Annotated in this window: 14 protein-coding genes; 8 read left to right on the top strand and 6 right to left on the bottom strand. The window is 70.0% G+C overall.

Translation table 11 applies throughout. From position 1 onward, the window contains the following. Positions 1 to 16: 16 nt before the first annotated feature. Positions 17 to 508, top strand: coding sequence for a hypothetical protein (locus AB0F88_RS26490; protein ID WP_362689377.1), 492 nt, complete (start codon positions 17 to 19; stop codon positions 506 to 508). A gap of 108 nt (positions 509 to 616) precedes the next feature. Here AB0F88_RS26490 and AB0F88_RS26485 read toward each other — a convergent pair whose 3' ends face one another. Further along, positions 617 to 1,459, bottom strand: a complete 843-nt coding sequence (locus tag AB0F88_RS26485) for an alpha/beta hydrolase (RefSeq protein WP_362689374.1) — start codon at positions 1,457 to 1,459, stop codon at positions 617 to 619. A gap of 400 nt (positions 1,460 to 1,859) precedes the next feature. On the opposite strand from AB0F88_RS26485, the gene AB0F88_RS26480 reads away from it, so the two are divergent. Then, a complete protein-coding gene (locus AB0F88_RS26480) occupies positions 1,860 to 2,615 on the top strand; it encodes a helix-turn-helix domain-containing protein (protein ID WP_362689371.1) in 756 nt (251 codons plus the stop codon). Positions 2,616 to 2,921: 306 nt separating this feature from the next. Here AB0F88_RS26480 and AB0F88_RS26475 read toward each other — a convergent pair whose 3' ends face one another. After that, positions 2,922 to 4,178: an NAD(P)/FAD-dependent oxidoreductase gene (locus AB0F88_RS26475; RefSeq protein ID WP_362689368.1), complete on the bottom strand. Its 1,257-nt coding sequence runs from the start codon at positions 4,176 to 4,178 to the stop codon at positions 2,922 to 2,924. A gap of 53 nt (positions 4,179 to 4,231) precedes the next feature. Here AB0F88_RS26475 and AB0F88_RS26470 point away from each other — a divergent pair, with 53 nt between their 5' ends. Continuing rightward, positions 4,232 to 4,924 (top strand): TetR/AcrR family transcriptional regulator, encoded by a 693-nt coding sequence (locus AB0F88_RS26470; protein ID WP_362689365.1) that lies wholly within the window; start codon positions 4,232 to 4,234, stop codon positions 4,922 to 4,924. Positions 4,925 to 5,337: 413 nt separating this feature from the next. On the opposite strand, the gene AB0F88_RS26465 is transcribed toward AB0F88_RS26470, so the two are convergent. Next, positions 5,338 to 5,877: a DUF1062 domain-containing protein gene (locus tag AB0F88_RS26465; RefSeq protein WP_362689362.1), complete on the bottom strand. Its 540-nt coding sequence runs from the start codon at positions 5,875 to 5,877 to the stop codon at positions 5,338 to 5,340. 469 nt (positions 5,878 to 6,346) lie between these two features. Between AB0F88_RS26465 and AB0F88_RS26460 the strand changes: the two genes are divergently transcribed. Next, positions 6,347 to 7,153 carry an MBL fold metallo-hydrolase gene (locus AB0F88_RS26460; protein ID WP_362689359.1) on the top strand — a complete coding sequence of 269 codons (807 nt, stop codon included), beginning with the start codon at positions 6,347 to 6,349 and terminating at the stop codon, positions 7,151 to 7,153. Between the two features lie 133 nt (positions 7,154 to 7,286). Here AB0F88_RS26460 and AB0F88_RS26455 read toward each other — a convergent pair whose 3' ends face one another. Continuing rightward, complete coding sequence (locus AB0F88_RS26455) at positions 7,287 to 7,658, bottom strand: YciI family protein (RefSeq protein WP_362689356.1); 372 nt, start codon at positions 7,656 to 7,658, stop codon at positions 7,287 to 7,289. A 238-nt stretch (positions 7,659 to 7,896) separates the two neighbouring features. On the opposite strand from AB0F88_RS26455, the gene AB0F88_RS26450 reads away from it, so the two are divergent. Both AB0F88_RS26450 and AB0F88_RS26445 read left to right on the top strand, forming a co-directional pair. Continuing rightward, positions 7,897 to 8,514 (top strand): TetR family transcriptional regulator, encoded by a 618-nt coding sequence (locus tag AB0F88_RS26450; RefSeq protein ID WP_362689353.1) that lies wholly within the window; start codon positions 7,897 to 7,899, stop codon positions 8,512 to 8,514. A 108-nt stretch (positions 8,515 to 8,622) separates the two neighbouring features. Next, a complete protein-coding gene (locus AB0F88_RS26445) occupies positions 8,623 to 10,200 on the top strand; it encodes an MDR family MFS transporter (protein WP_362689350.1) in 1,578 nt (525 codons plus the stop codon). Between the two features lie 328 nt (positions 10,201 to 10,528). On the opposite strand, the gene AB0F88_RS26440 is transcribed toward AB0F88_RS26445, so the two are convergent. After that, the gene (locus tag AB0F88_RS26440) at positions 10,529 to 10,831 is read right to left on the bottom strand and encodes a helix-turn-helix transcriptional regulator (RefSeq protein ID WP_362689347.1); all 303 of its coding nucleotides are present in this window, start codon (positions 10,829 to 10,831) and stop codon (positions 10,529 to 10,531) included. Between the two features lie 220 nt (positions 10,832 to 11,051). Between AB0F88_RS26440 and map the strand changes: the two genes are divergently transcribed. Further along, a complete protein-coding gene (gene map, locus AB0F88_RS26435) occupies positions 11,052 to 11,834 on the top strand; it encodes a type I methionyl aminopeptidase (protein ID WP_362689344.1) in 783 nt (260 codons plus the stop codon). Between the two features lie 58 nt (positions 11,835 to 11,892). Here map and AB0F88_RS26430 read toward each other — a convergent pair whose 3' ends face one another. Beyond that, positions 11,893 to 13,059, bottom strand: coding sequence for an erythromycin esterase family protein (locus AB0F88_RS26430; protein ID WP_362689341.1), 1,167 nt, complete (start codon positions 13,057 to 13,059; stop codon positions 11,893 to 11,895). A gap of 477 nt (positions 13,060 to 13,536) precedes the next feature. On the opposite strand from AB0F88_RS26430, the gene AB0F88_RS26425 reads away from it, so the two are divergent. Then, positions 13,537 to 13,902 (top strand): DUF4158 domain-containing protein, encoded by a 366-nt coding sequence (locus AB0F88_RS26425; protein ID WP_362689338.1) that lies wholly within the window; start codon positions 13,537 to 13,539, stop codon positions 13,900 to 13,902. Positions 13,903 to 14,041: the final 139 nt, after the last annotated feature.

Below are 14,041 nucleotides of genomic sequence, written 5' to 3'. Positions count from 1 at the left end.
CCTTCAGCTGCTCTTGGTGTCGGAGACGGGTGGGGGATGGGCGTTGGTTTACTACATTCAGTTCGAAGATGAGTTGCCTGCTGTCGATCTACGGCGGTTTCTCAAGGAGAGCTACGGCATCGCGCCGGAGGCGATCTACGTCGGGCGGATCAGGGACCGTTCGGCTGACGACCCTCGGCCGGTCGCCATGTTCACCCCTCCTGACGACGGCGAGGAGTTCGGCTGGATGCTGATCGGTGACACCGAACTCGCCGACGCCACCGGCCAGGGGGAACGGGAACTGGCCGCCGCCTTGACCCGCGCTTTCGGAGTCCGGGCGCTGGTCGACGACGGTAGCCTTTTCCCCGACACGTGGCTGCTGGTCAGCACCGATGGCAGTAGTGGCCGGGTCCTCGTGGATGAGGACGCCGCAGCCGACGGTGACCTGCGGATCGTGCACGCACTCGAACCGATCAGGGGTGAACCCCAGCTCACCGTCGTATCGCCACCGGACTGGGCCCGTGACTGATGAGTGACCAGGCGATGACGACCCGTCGGCTCCCAGACGAGTAAGTCCGAAGTCCGGTCAGTGATCGTAGGCGATCGCCCTTATACCTGGCGGTACCTGCTCTTCGCTTTAGGACTTACTCGTCTGGCTGCCGAGGAATCCCTCGATCGCCTCGGCGAAGGTTTCCGGAGCGGTGACCCAGGGATAGTGAGCCCCGGGAAGCACGATGCCGGTCCCGCGCGGGAAGATCCCGGCCAGCTCGGCCGCGTGCGAGGGCAACGGTCCTGGATCCCGCTCTCCCGCGACCACCAGGACCGGCGTGGTGACCTTCGCCAGGCCCGCCCGGATCTTCTCGGCAGCGGGCAGGTCGGTGTGGAAGCGCTTCGCCGCCTCGGCCGAGCGTTCGGCGAACCGTGTGGCGTGCGCTTCGGCGGTCTCGTTCCAGGGACTGTAGAAGAACGGCTGCGCCCTCAGGCGCCGGCTCTCATCGCCCGCGTCCCACGCCTTGAGGTCCGGCAGCCTGCTCTCGTACCAGCTCTCGTCGGCTCGGCGCTCGATCTGGGCGTACCACTGCTCGTCGGTTATCTCGATCCCCACCGGGTGCACGCTCGGTGTGACCAGCACCAGGTGCCCTATCCGTTCGGGATACCGGGCCGCGTACAGCAACGCCAGCCCTCCGGCCGCCGAATGCCCGAGCAGGTCCATCCGCTCGAACCCCAGACGCACACGCAGCGCCTCGACATCCGCGACCATGCGGTCCATCGCATACGTGTCCGGATCGAGTGGCGCCGCGGATTCGCCGGTTCCTCGATTGTCCAGCAGGAAGAGCCGACGCTTGGCCGCCAGACCGCCGAGATCTCCCAGGTATCGCGAGGACCGCCCCGGCCCGCCCGGCAAGCAGACCAGCGCCGGTCCTTCTCCCCGCTCATGACAGACGAGCACGGTCCCGTCGTATGAAGTGAAACTGATCATCCCTCCATCCTCGCATCGCAGCCCCCGGCAGCCGTCACGCCATGATCTCGATCTCCAGCCCGGAGCCGGCCGGATGACCGCCTGCGCGCCTCGCCGCCATCGCGCCGCGGTTGCCGCTCGACCTCCTGACCTACGCCGAACGCCGTACGACGAGCCCGTCCTGCTCGCGATCCGCCACGGAACGGGAGCGTTCGGCGACACCCTCGCCTTGGACCCGTCGCGTCGGCTCGAGCGCCGCCGGTCGCCGAACTGCCCGGCATGACCGGCACGATGTTGTCCGGGGCCGACGACCTATCGCTTTGTTCGTGGGCTTGCCGGCGGTGAGGTATGGACCTTGCCCCTGGGTGAAGGCACAGCATCGTGACGCCGGTCGTCCTGGCCGATGCGAGGAGGGTTGGGTGTGGGGCTGCCGACGATCGGGGCGTTCGCCCAGGCTGCGCGATTGTCGCCGAAAGCGTTGCGGCTGTACGACGAGCTCGGGCTGCTGCGGCCGGCCGCGGTGGACGGGGAGTCGGGGTACCGCTTCTATGATCCGACACAGTTGGAGCGGGCCCGGTTGATCGCGTGGTTACGGCGTCTGGGCATGCCGCCGGCCCGCATCCGCCGGGTGTGCGACCTGGAGCCGGAGGCGGCGGCCGAGCAGGTCGCCGGCTACTGGGCGCAGGTCATGGCCGACACCGCCGCACGCGGCCAACTCGCCACCTTCCTCGTCGACTACCTGTCAGGAAGGGGTAGCGCTGTGGAAGACGCGGAAACCATGATCGGGATTCGCTATGCGGCACGGTCGGAGTCGGGGCTGGTTCGCACGAGCAACGAGGACGTCGCCTACGCCGGCGCCCGGCTGCCGGCGGTGGCCGACGGAGCGCGCGGGCCGGGCGGGAATCTCGCGAGCGCGGCGGCCATCGACGCGCTCAAGCCGCTGGAGGCGAGGGCCATACCCGCCGGCGACCTTCTCGGTGCGCGCCGGCCGTACGTTCTTCGGGCAGGTACACGCTCGACCGGCGCCCCCTGGCCATTCCCGCCTATCGGCGGCTGTGGGTCGACGACGCCATGCGTGGCCGGATCCAGGGATCACTCACCGTCGTCCTGTTCGGAGGCCCGCAGCTCGCCAACCCGCTGCACGGGATGGCCGCGGCGGCGTACGGCCCTCAGGTGACGATCTGCATCGGTGGACTGCTCACCGTGACGACCATCGCAATGATCGTGCGGACGGCACCTCAGCTGTGGCACTACACCGCCCCGAGAGCGGATCGCCGATGAGAACCGGGCCGGAGCCGCCCGCCGATGAGAACCGGGCCGGAGCCGTCCGCGGATGGGAACCGGGCCGGGCAGCGCGGCTGAACGCGCGCAGGCGGCCCCTGAAACGAGGGGGCATGACCCGAGATAGGCCGCCGGGGAGGATCGGTCCGGATTGTGGCGGTGGGACTGGACGCCCTGGTGTTCCAGCAGCCGTGCCCGGCAGTCAGGATGGCTGAACTTCGTCGAAGAGGGCGAGGGCTTCGGCGGGGTCCGGGCTCACGAGGCGTTCCAGGCCGGCCGTCGTGATCTCCGCCCACCTGCCGGCCCGTGCCCACATCCGTTCCTCGAAGGCGCGGACGGCCTCGTCCAGATCGCCGGGGCCGGGGGCGGCGGCGACGGACTCGGCGAGTTCGGCGCCTTCCAGCATCGCGAGGTTCGCGCCCACCCCCAACGGGGGCATCAGGTGGGCGGCGTCGCCCAGTAGCGTCACCCCGGGGACGTGGGCCCAGGTGTGGGACACGGGCAGGACGTGGAGGGGGCGGTGGACGAAAGCGGTGCCGTGGCGGAGGAGGTCGAGGACGGGAGCGGCCCAGCCGTCGAACAGGGCCGTCAGGATCGATCGCACGGCCTCGACGTCGGTCAGGTCCAGGCCCGCTTTCATGCCTGCGTCCAGGCTCGCCTCCATGCCTGCGCCCAGGCCCGCTTCCGTGCCCGCTTCCAGGCCCGCTTCCAGGCCCGCTTCCGTGCCCGCGCGCCGGTTCAGGCCCATATGCCGGTCCAGGTTCGTGTGCCAGTCCAGCGGCGCGCGGAACTGGGCGTACACCTTGACGTGACCGCCGCTGTTGCGCTGGGCGACGAGGGCGCGGTTAACGCCGTACACGGCCACGGAACCGTCGCCGACCAGCCGGGCGAGGTCGGGGTGGCGGGTGTCGACGTCGTCCAGGGAGGTCTCGACCAAGGTGACGCCGGTGTAGTGCGGCGTCGCGGACGAGATCGCCGGGCGGACCCGGGACCAGGCGCCGTCCGCGCCGACCACGAGGTCGAACGTCTCCTGCCGCCCGTCCGCGAAACGGACCAGCACGCCGTCCCGGGTCCCCGGCACCACCTCCGTCACATCCCGCCCCCACCGAACGTCGAGGGGGCCGAGCAGCAGGTCGCGGAGTTGTCCCCGGTCGATCTCGGGATTCGCCCGGTCACCCGGACGGGGTCGCCAGTCGCGAAGGACGGTCCCGTCCGCGTCCAGGATGCGCATGGCCTGCCCCTCGGGACGGGACAGCGCCTGGAACCCCGCCAGCAGCCCCGCCTTGCCCAGCGCGAGCTGGCCCATCCCTTCGTGCAGGTCCAGCGTGCCGCCCGGAGGGCGGGCGTCGGGGGCGGGATCGCGTTCGAGGACGGTGACGGGGTGACCGTGGCGCTGCAGGACGCGGGCGAAGGTGAGGCCGGCGGGGCCGGCCCCGACCACGGCGATACGATGTCTCATGTCGATACACTGTATTTTACCATTACGATGTATCGCAACAGTACGATGTACCCATGACCGTGTGGGACCGCCCGGAGCCGCCGACCCGCCCCGTGCCGCTCGACCGGGAGCGAATCGTCGCCGCCGCCATCGCGCTGGCCGACGAGGGCGGGCTGGAGGCGGTGTCGTTGCGTAAGGTCGCCGCCCGGCTGGACGCCGGCCCGATGCGGCTGTACGGATACATCTCCACCAAGGAGGAGCTGTTCGACCTCATGGTGGACGAGGTCCACGCCGAGATCCTCCCCGAGGAGCGGCCCGGCGACTGGCGGGAGGCGCTGCGCGTCCACGCCCACCGCACCAGGCGGGCCACCCTCCGTCACGAATGGCTGGCCGACCTGCTCGGCGGCCGTCCGAACCTGGGACCGAACGCCCTCGCCGTGACCGAGACCACGCTGGCCGCCCTCGACGGCCTCGCCGACCTCGACACCGTCCTGCGCGCCGTGGAGACCGTCAGCGCCTACTTCACCGGCGCGATCAGGCGCGAGATCGCGAACCTGCGCGCCGAGCGCGCCACGGGCCTGTCCAAGCACGACTGGCAGCGAGCCTCCGGCCCGCATGTGGAAAAGATGCTGGCCACGGGCCGCTTCCCGACTCTGGCCAAGGTCGTGTACGACGGCACGGAGGTGGACGCCGAGGCGTCCTTCGCGACCGGCCTGGACTGGGTACTCGACGCCGTGGCCGCCAAACTCGCCCGGCCGCCGGCGTGACGCCCAGGATTTCCAGGCGATGTCCGTTTCCGGGTGATGTCCGTTTCCAGGTGACGCCCGCGGCACCGCATGACGCCGCCAGACTGCGCACCTGTTTGCTCGACCGGTTATCGACCGGTTAGAGGCAGGCCCTGACGCCGGACGACCGGACGGCGCTGGAAGGGCTGCGCCATCCGCGACGGTACGCGGGCTCCTGCGCTCATGTCCATGGCCGGGCGAGGGTGATGGACGAGGAGGCGTCGGCGCACGAGCGGAGGTGTGGGCGGTCGCGATCCGGTACGAGCGGAGATGTGGTGCGGTCGCGATCCGGTACGACCGCACCACCGGCCGGCCCGTCGCCCGGTCAGTGATCGCCTACGACCACTGACCGGACTTCGAACTTCCTCGTCTAGTTCCCGGCCATCACGGTTCGTCTAGTTCCTGGCCATCACGGTGAAGGTGAACCCGGCGCTCGTCGTACGGCGCAGCGGAATGTCGCACTTGATCCGGCGCCGCACCTCGTTCCTGCTGAAGCCGAGCCCGTGTGCGATGAGCCGCTCCGGGCGCACCGGCACCGGATCGTCGAAGACGATCTCCACCTGGACCGGCCACGCCTCATCGAGCCATGCCGAGGGGGTGTCCAGCCGCCAGGCCCCCCTCCAGTCCAGGGTGAAGCGGTTGCGCCGGGCGAGCAGCGGATCCAGCAGCCTGGACGCCACCAGCTCCGGATCGTTGGCGTGGTAGCCGTCGAGCTCGGCCGGATCGAAGGACCTGACCGGCGCCCGCTCGTGCACGGTGAGCTTGCTCGTCCGATCGCAGGACACGCAGCGGACCAGCAGCCACACGTCCAGCAGGTTGCCGTTGGCGTTGACGCGGAACCTGCCCTCGCCGGTGGTGGCCGACTCCGACCGGCAGTCCACGCACCGCAACGACAGCAGGGGCAGCCTGGTCCGACGAACGACCCAGGGCAGCACGATATGAGGTTGTGAAGACATGATCTCTCTAGACCTGACACGAGGCCGATTGCGCGCGGCCTCAAACGCTGTATGACCGGGCGCGCGCGGGCAGCCCGGCAGAGCCGGCGGGAAGGCCGGCTTGAAGGTGAGCGGAAGAAGGTGTCAGGTCTAAAGAGCAGGCGGGGTCACGCGGTTCGTCCTCTGTCCTCACTGCGACGGGGTCGCAGGCAACATACAAAAACACGGGAGGAAGGCTCAAACGGTTTTCCGGCGACGCTGGTCCCGCCGCCGGCTCAGGCGTCGCCGGTGCCCGGGGCCGGTGTCCGGGGCGAGGGCCGCAATCCGAACAGGTCGCGATGCCATGCCGCCGGTCCGATGCCCGCGCGCATCGGGGAACCGCCCGCCTCCACCACTGCCGATCACGTACGGGTGCGGCCCGCCGGTGTGTCGCCCGGGGAAACGCCTCACGGGGTTGCAGCATGGACCCGTGAGTGATCAGGAACTGCCCCGGCAGGACTGCGCCGCGACGGTGCTGGGCGGTCCCACGACCGTCATCGACGCCGGTGGCCTGCGCGTCGTCGTGGACCCGACCTTCGACGACCCCGGCCCGCACGGCTACCTGACCAAGACGCTCGGCCCGGCGTTGACCGAGGACCGACTGGGGGCCGTCGACCTGGTGCTGGTCAGCCACGACGCCCATCCGGACAACCTCGACGACCGGGGCCGCGCCTTCGCAAGGGCGGCTCACCTGACGCTCACCGTGCCCGGCGCGGCCGACCGGCTCGGCGCGCCGGCGGTGGGCCTGGCCCCCTGGGCGACCTTCGTGCTGCCCCGCCCTGACGGCGGCGGCGACCTGAGTGTCCTGGCCGTCCCCGCCGTGCACGGCCCCGAGGACGGCGAGCGGGACCCGGAGGGCAACATCAACTGCGAGGTCACCGGCTTCGTGTTGTCGGGCCGGGGCCTGCCCACCGTGTACGTCAGCGGCGACAACGCCTCCATGCGCGCCGTGGCCGCGATCGCCCGGCACGTGCCGGAGATCGACGCGGCGGTGCTGAACGCCGGGGCGGCCCGCGTACCGGGCAAGTTCCGGCGACGTCCGGTGTCGATGGACGGCCACCGGGCCGCGGCCGCCGCCGCGGTGCTGGGTGTCACGGTCGTGATCCCGGCCCACTACGACGGATGGACGCACTTCTCCGAAGGGCGCGCGGAGCTGGAGACGGCCTTCGACGAGGCCGGCCTGTCGGCCCTGCTGCGCCTGGCCGACCACGGGTCCTGGTCGGCGCTGCGCGGCTGACGCCGTAATGGGAACGTCTCAGCGGAGCGGGAAACGGCAGCGCGACGGCCGGCGTCCACTCCGTGTGAACCACCGACGCTCCGTGTGAACCACCGACGCTCCGTGTGAACCACCGACGCCTCCTTCGCGTGACTCATGCCTCGAAGCCGGACAGCGCCGTCACCGGCCTCACCTCGACCAGGCCCATCGCCGCTTCGGGAATGCGGGCGGCGATCTCAAGTGCACGGTCGATGCCGTCGCACTCGACGAGGTAGAAACCGGCCATGAGTTCCTTGGCCTCGGCGAAGGGGCCGTCGGTCGCGGTTGCCAGCCCCGACTCCACGCGAACCCGCCTTCCCGCGGCCGGGTCGGCGAGAGCCTCCGCGACGATCAGTTCGCCGGTCGCGGTCAGCGCCTCGTTGAGGGCGGTGTACGCCTCGAGCCCTTCACGGCGCTGCTCGGCGGGAAGCCGGCTCCACAACTGCCGGGACTCCGGGTTGCTGTAGATCAGGATCACGTATTTCACGGCAGGTTCCCGGTCCGAGATTCTCTGGTGTGGCGTGTCGAGGATAGTCGCACTGCTCCGACGTCTCCGGTGAGAGCCGATCGGCTTCCCCTGCGTGCCGCTGACCGGCTCGGTGCTGCACGAGAAGGTTCCATGGCGGCCGGCCGCCGTCCCACCGGCTCCCCTCCCCATGTGATCTTCCGCACTTCAGAATATGAAACATTGCAGAATCTGCAAGTTCTTCCCTACAGTTGGCACCGTGACCCCCGTAGAGAGCGCCCACTACGAGCTCGGCCGTAGAGATCGGAAGAAGCTCGAGACCCGCGCGGCCTTGGAGCACGCCGCGTTGACGCTGGTGGCCGAGCGCGGTCTGGCGAGTGTCACGGTGGAGGACATCGCCGAGGCGGTTGACCTCTCCTCCCGCACGTTCTTCAACTACTTCCCGTCCAAGGAGGACGCGCTCGTCGGCGCGAGCCCGGCGTCCGCCGCCGAGCTGCGCGAGAGGCTGGAGGCCGTGCCCGCGGAGGTGCCGGTCCTGGAGGCGCTGCGTCTGATGTCGCGGGTCGAGGCCGAGCGCGTCCAGCAACAGCGCGAGCAATGGCTGCTGCGGCTGAAGGTGTTCGAGCAGAACCCGTCGCTCCTTCCACGGCTGGTCGCCGGCGGCACCGAGACCGAGCGTGCCGTGTCGGCCGCCGTCGCGCACCGGGCCGGCGTCGCCCTGGGCACGAGCGGCTATCCCGAGCTGGCCACCGCGGTGGCCATGGCGGCCTTCCGGGCGGCGATGATGCGCTGGAGTGCCGCGGACGGCCGGCCGGCGCTGGCCGACCTGGTCGACGAGGCCTTCTCCCAGCTCGCCGCAGGCCTGCCCAATCCGTGACCGCCCCGGTCACCACCCTTTTTCGATCACCCCGTGAACGTTCCCGTTCCGCCGGCGTCCGCAGGAATCTCGCGGAGCGCCGATCCCCACCTGAGAAATCGAGGAAAGATGACATCCACCAGCGCGCAGCCCGAGGCAGTGGCCGCGGCGCCCACCTCCAGGAGAAAGGTCCTGCAGGCGCTGTCGGGGCTGATGGTGGGCATGTTCGTATCCATCCTGGCCTCGACCGTCGTGGCCAATGCCCTGCCCCGCATCATCACCGACCTGCAGGGCTCGCAGACCATCTACACCTGGATCGTCACCTCGGAGCTGCTGGCCATGACGGCCACGGTGCCGCTCTGGGGCAAGATGGCCGACCTCTACAACAAGAAGCTGCTGATCCAGCTCTCGCTGGGACTGTTCGTGGCGGGCTCGCTGATCGCGGGCCTCACGCCGAACGTGGAGATCCTCATTGTCAGCCGCGTCGTGCAGGGCGTCGGCGCCGGCGGCATGACCGCGCTCGCGATGATCGTGATGGCGGCCATGATCCCGCCGCGTGAGCTCGGCCGCTACGCCGGCATCTTCGGCGCCGTGTTCGGCGTCGGCACCGTGGCGGGCCCGCTCATCGGCGGCGTGCTCGTGGACACCTCCTGGCTCGGCTGGCGCTGGTGCTTCCTCATCGGCGTGCCGTTCACGATCCTGGCCATCGTCCTGCTGCAGCGCACGCTCGACCTGCCGGTGGTACGCAAGGACGTGAAGATCGACTATCTGGGCGCCCTGCTGATCACGACGGGCGTGTCCACGCTGCTGATCTGGTCGTCGCTGGCGGGCAACCAGTTCGAGTGGGGCTCCTGGTGGACCGCCGCCCTCGTCGGCGGCGGCGTGCTCATCCTCGCGCTGGCCGTCTGGGTGGAGTCGCGGGCGGCTGAGCCGATCATTCCCCTGACCATCTTCAAGAACCGCACCGTCGCCCTCGCCACCGTGGCGAGTGTGCTGGTCGGCGTGGCCATGTTCGGCGGCACGGTCTTCCTGTCACAGTACTTCCAGGTGGCGCTCGGCAAGTCGCCGACGGTCGCCGGCCTGATGAGCCTGCCGATGGTGTTCGGCCTGCTGGTCTCCTCCACCGTGGCCGGGCAGCTCATCACCAAGTGGGGCCGATGGAAGGGCTTCCTGGTGGCCGGCGGCATCGTCATGCTCGCCGGGATGGGCCTGCTCAGCACCATCGACGGCCAGACCGGCACGGTACTGCTCGGGCTCTACATGGCGGTGCTCGGCGTCGGCGTCGGCATGCTCATGCAGAACCTGGTCCTGGCCGCCCAGAACGACGTACCCGCCCACGACCTGGGGGCCACCACCTCGGTGCTGACCTTCTTTCGCAGCATGGGCGGCGCCGTCGGCGTCAGCGCCCTGGGCGCGGTGCTGGCCAACCGGATCACCACGCTCATGACGGAGAAGCTCGGCCCGATGGCCGCCGGCGGCGCGGGCGGCGACAGCGACGCCGTACCCGACATCTCCAAACTGCCCGCTCCCGTCGTCCGCGTCATCCAGGACGTGTACGCGACGGCCACCGCCGACCTGTTCCTCATCGGCGTGCCGCTCACCGCGCTCGCGCTGGTGGCGGTCCTGTTCATCAAGGAGAAGCCGCTCAACACGCTGTCAGGCGAGGAGCGGCTGGCCCGGGAGCACGCCACGGCCGCCGATCACTGAGCGGTTCCCGGCCGGGTCGCGCCCGAGACGCGGCGCGAAGGAGAACGAGCGCGAGACGCGGCGCGAAGGAGAACGAGCGCGGGTTGCCGGGTTGAACCGGCCGGGGTTCGCACGCGACAGAACCTGCGCTCGTGGCGCGCGCCACCGCCCGCCGGGACAACGCGAACCGGGCCGCGCCGAGCTCGGCGCGGCCCGGTTCGCGTGGCGGCGGCGGGCGTGGACGTGCGGTTCGGGGATCTCCGGCGGGGCGTCCGGCACCACGGTGCCCGACTTCACCGGCCGTTGCGAAGCTTCACCGGCCGTTGCGAAGCGGTTGCGGGCTCGAGGCTTACGAGGCCAGCCGTTCACGTGCGTTACGCCCTGACCGTGTGGGTTCGACCCCGCCGTCAGGCTGGTTGATCTCGGCCCACACCGCGTCGAGGGAAAGACCGAGGACCTCGGCGATCGCCGCGATGGTCGGGAAGGCGGGGGTCGCCACGCGGCCCGACTCGATCTTTCGAAGGGTCTCCGGCGAGACACCCGCGTCCAGCGCGGTCTCGAGCATCGAGCGCTCCCCCCTGGCGCGACGCAACAGGGCACCGAGGCGCTGTCCGCGCTCGACCTCCGCGGGTGTGAGCGGCAACCTGACCATGGCTCCGATTCTAGGGCCTGCACAAGGTTGGGATCAGAGGGATCCGCTTTCGGCAGGACCCCGGCAGCCACCTCGCGGACCCTCATCCACACGGAATCCACACGGAGCCGTCTTGCGGGTCCGAAGCCGTCAGCCCACGTGAAGATCCGAGGTCCGCACCGGCCCCAGCACCGGGATAATATGGCCGGGATAGTTATTGGTTGCGCGAGAAGGGCGCCGCATGATCGAAATCTTGAACCCCACCGAAGTCACCCGGGCAAGGGAGGCAGGCGCCCTGGTCGCCGACATCCTGCAGACGCTGAAAAGTCGCAGCACGGTCGGCACGAGCCTCCTGGACATCGACCGGTGGGCCAAGACCATGATCGTCGAGGCTGGCGCGCTGTCCTGTTACGTCGACTACGAGCCGTCCTTCGGACGCGGGCCGTTCGGCCACTACATCTGCACGTCGGTCAACGACGCCGTGCTCCACGGGCTGCCGTACGACTACGCGCTCGCCGACGGCGATCTGCTGACACTCGACCTCGCCGTCTCCAAGGGTGGAGTCGCCGCAGACGCCGCCGTCAGCTTCGTCGTGGGCGAGTCAAGGCCCCCGGAGAGCGTCGCGATGATCAGCGCGACCGAACGCGCGCTGAGCGCGGGGATAGCCGCGGCCGGACCCGGGGCTCGCATCGGTGACATCTCCCATGCCATCGGCTCGGTCCTCAGCCAGGCGGGGTACCCGATCAACACCGAGTTCGGAGGTCACGGCATCGGATCGACGATGCACCAGGGCCCGCACGTTTCGAACACCGGACGGCCCGGCCGCGGGTACCAACTGCGCCCCGGCCTGCTGCTGGCACTGGAGCCGTGGGTCATGGCGGACACCGACCAGCTCGTCACCGACGCCGACGGGTGGACGCTCCGAAGCGCGACAGGCTGCCGGACGGCACACAGCGAGCACACGATCGCCATCACCGACGACGGGGCCGAGATCCTCACCTTGCCGAAGCAGGCGCGACCGTGAGGTCGACGGTGTGATCGATGCGCGTGCGCGTCAGCACGGCCTGGCGCGCACGCGCCCGTCAACCCAGCTTTTTCAGCCGGACGGCCTGCTTGAGGAAGACGATGCCGTCGATCATGCCGAGCTGGGCCGGGTCCAGCGGGAAATAGGCGAAATCGTGGGAGGTGCGCGGGGCGGGCTTCGTGACGGCCTCGGCCAGGCGGCGGGCGTCGAGGAGGGAGTGCTCCCACGGGAGCGTCGACAGGAGGCCCTCGACGGTGTCCGGGGACGGGGTGTCGTCGCCGACCGTGCCGAAGGCCGAGGCCAGGAAGGCGTACCGGTCCCCCAGGTGCGTCGCGGTGATCGCCCCCGCGCTCCACCACTCCAGCGTCTGGTCGCCGAACCGCATGAGGCTCTCGTTCCGCTGCAGGTGGAGGTTGGAGGCGAAGACCAGGGCCGGGCCGTGCTCGGCGACGGTACGCAGGTTGGCGGCCATCATCGCGTCCCGCAGGGCCGACAGGCGGCCCCACCGCGCCGGGGACGCGTCGGCCATCCAGTAGTGGTAACGGAGCAGGCCGACGGCGGTGCGCCCGTACAGTGCCGCCCGCTCCCTGTCCTCGGCGTCCAGCCGCGGCACCTGCGTGTCGAGCAGTGCCACCAGGTCGTCGGCGATCAGCCGCAGCCGCTGGGCGTCGGCGGACCGGCCGATCGACTGGGACGGATCCATGGCCGAGGCCTCGTTCGCCCACCGCTCGTCCGGGCCCAGCAGCGTGTCGAGGGTCTCCCCGGTACAGGGCAGCGGGCCTTCGAGGAGGTCGTGCAGGGCGGTGAGCGCCTGGCGGGGGCTCGCCGCCCAATATTCCAGGGGGCCGTCGAACCCGAAGAACCGGAGCTTTTCGTCATGCTCCTCGTTGTACGCCCGCATCCAGCGTACGAGCTCGCGGTTGGCCGGGAAGGTGCCGAAGTCGTGGCTGAAACCGCGTTCCATGACGTCGTCGAGCGTGCCCGCGCCCGTCGTGAGGTAGTCGTCGACCACGAGGCCCATGAGGCAGTCGCTCTCGATGGCGAACGACCGGTAGCCCTCCTGCTCGACCAGATGCCGGAAGATCTCGTTGCGCAACTCGCCCAGCTCCCCCACGAAGTGCCTGGCCTCGCCCAGGCCGAGCAGCAGGGGTTTGGCGGGAAGCGACCGCAGGAACGCCGAGACGCCCTCGCCATCGAGCGGCAGGGCCATGTCCTTGATATCCATGGCTTCAACGGTATCGTTGAACACTCGATGTAAACTTTTCACCGAAAATCGCCGCTTCCACCGTGACGAACCTTCAATCGGTGATGTATCCATGAGGCCCGGAGGGCCCGGCGCGCGAGCATGACCTGTCCCCCGGGCGATCAGGAACCTCGGGGACGCCGGCATCGCGCCCGCCGCCGACCGCGCCGTCCACGGCTGTCGCACCTGGACGAGTAAGTCGGCACCGACCTCGTCGTGGCGGATGTACTCCTGCACCTCGGCCCAGGAGTTCGGGGTCGAAGTGCAGCGGAACGAAAACGTACGCTAAGCCCGTTCGCGCAGGTCAGCCATGACGGCTGCATGCGGGATCCGGAGAGGCTTGGCGTATGTTCCCGCTCCATCGCACAGGCCGCGGTGCGCTGTCCGGCGGCGGGTCCCTCCGTACGTTGAGTGATCGCGATGTAACTGTTTAACCACTTCGATGACGGCGCGTATGGGGTGCCGACCGAGGTCCTGGACTGCCTGGCCGAGCAGCTGGGGATCTCCGGTGCGTCGTGCGTGAAGACCTACGCGCAGCGCGAGAGCACCCGTCTCGAGCACGCGGGGCAGATTCAGATGGCGCATCGGCTGCGGGAGTTCGCCGATGGCGAGGCCGAGTTGGTGTCGGTGCTGGCGGCGCACGCGTGGAACTCCGGCGACGGCCCCATTGCGTTGTTTCAGTGGGCGGTGCGTGTTCGGCGGGGCGACCTTCACCAGCGACGCCTGGTTCGCCAGGGCGACCTTCACCAGCCACGCCCTGTTCGACGGGGCGACAGGGTTGAAGCGGGCGCGGCTGGACGAAGTGCGGGTGGCGCCGGCGGCTGAGCGCGAGCGGCGGGTATGGCCGCCGGCCTGGCGGATGGAGGCGGGCGCGGACGGGTGGGCGACGCTGCACCTGGCGTCGCCCGGCGATGACGCGGGAGGCGAGACGGCGCAGGAGCCAGACCCGAAGCCGGAAGGGTTG

The sequence above is a fragment of the Streptosporangium sp. NPDC023963 genome (genome assembly GCF_040639135.1).
GTDB lineage: Bacteria > Actinomycetota > Actinomycetes > Streptosporangiales > Streptosporangiaceae > Streptosporangium.
The sequence above is the reverse complement of the archived record's forward strand: the minus strand, read 5'-3'. Positions and strand labels throughout refer to the sequence as shown.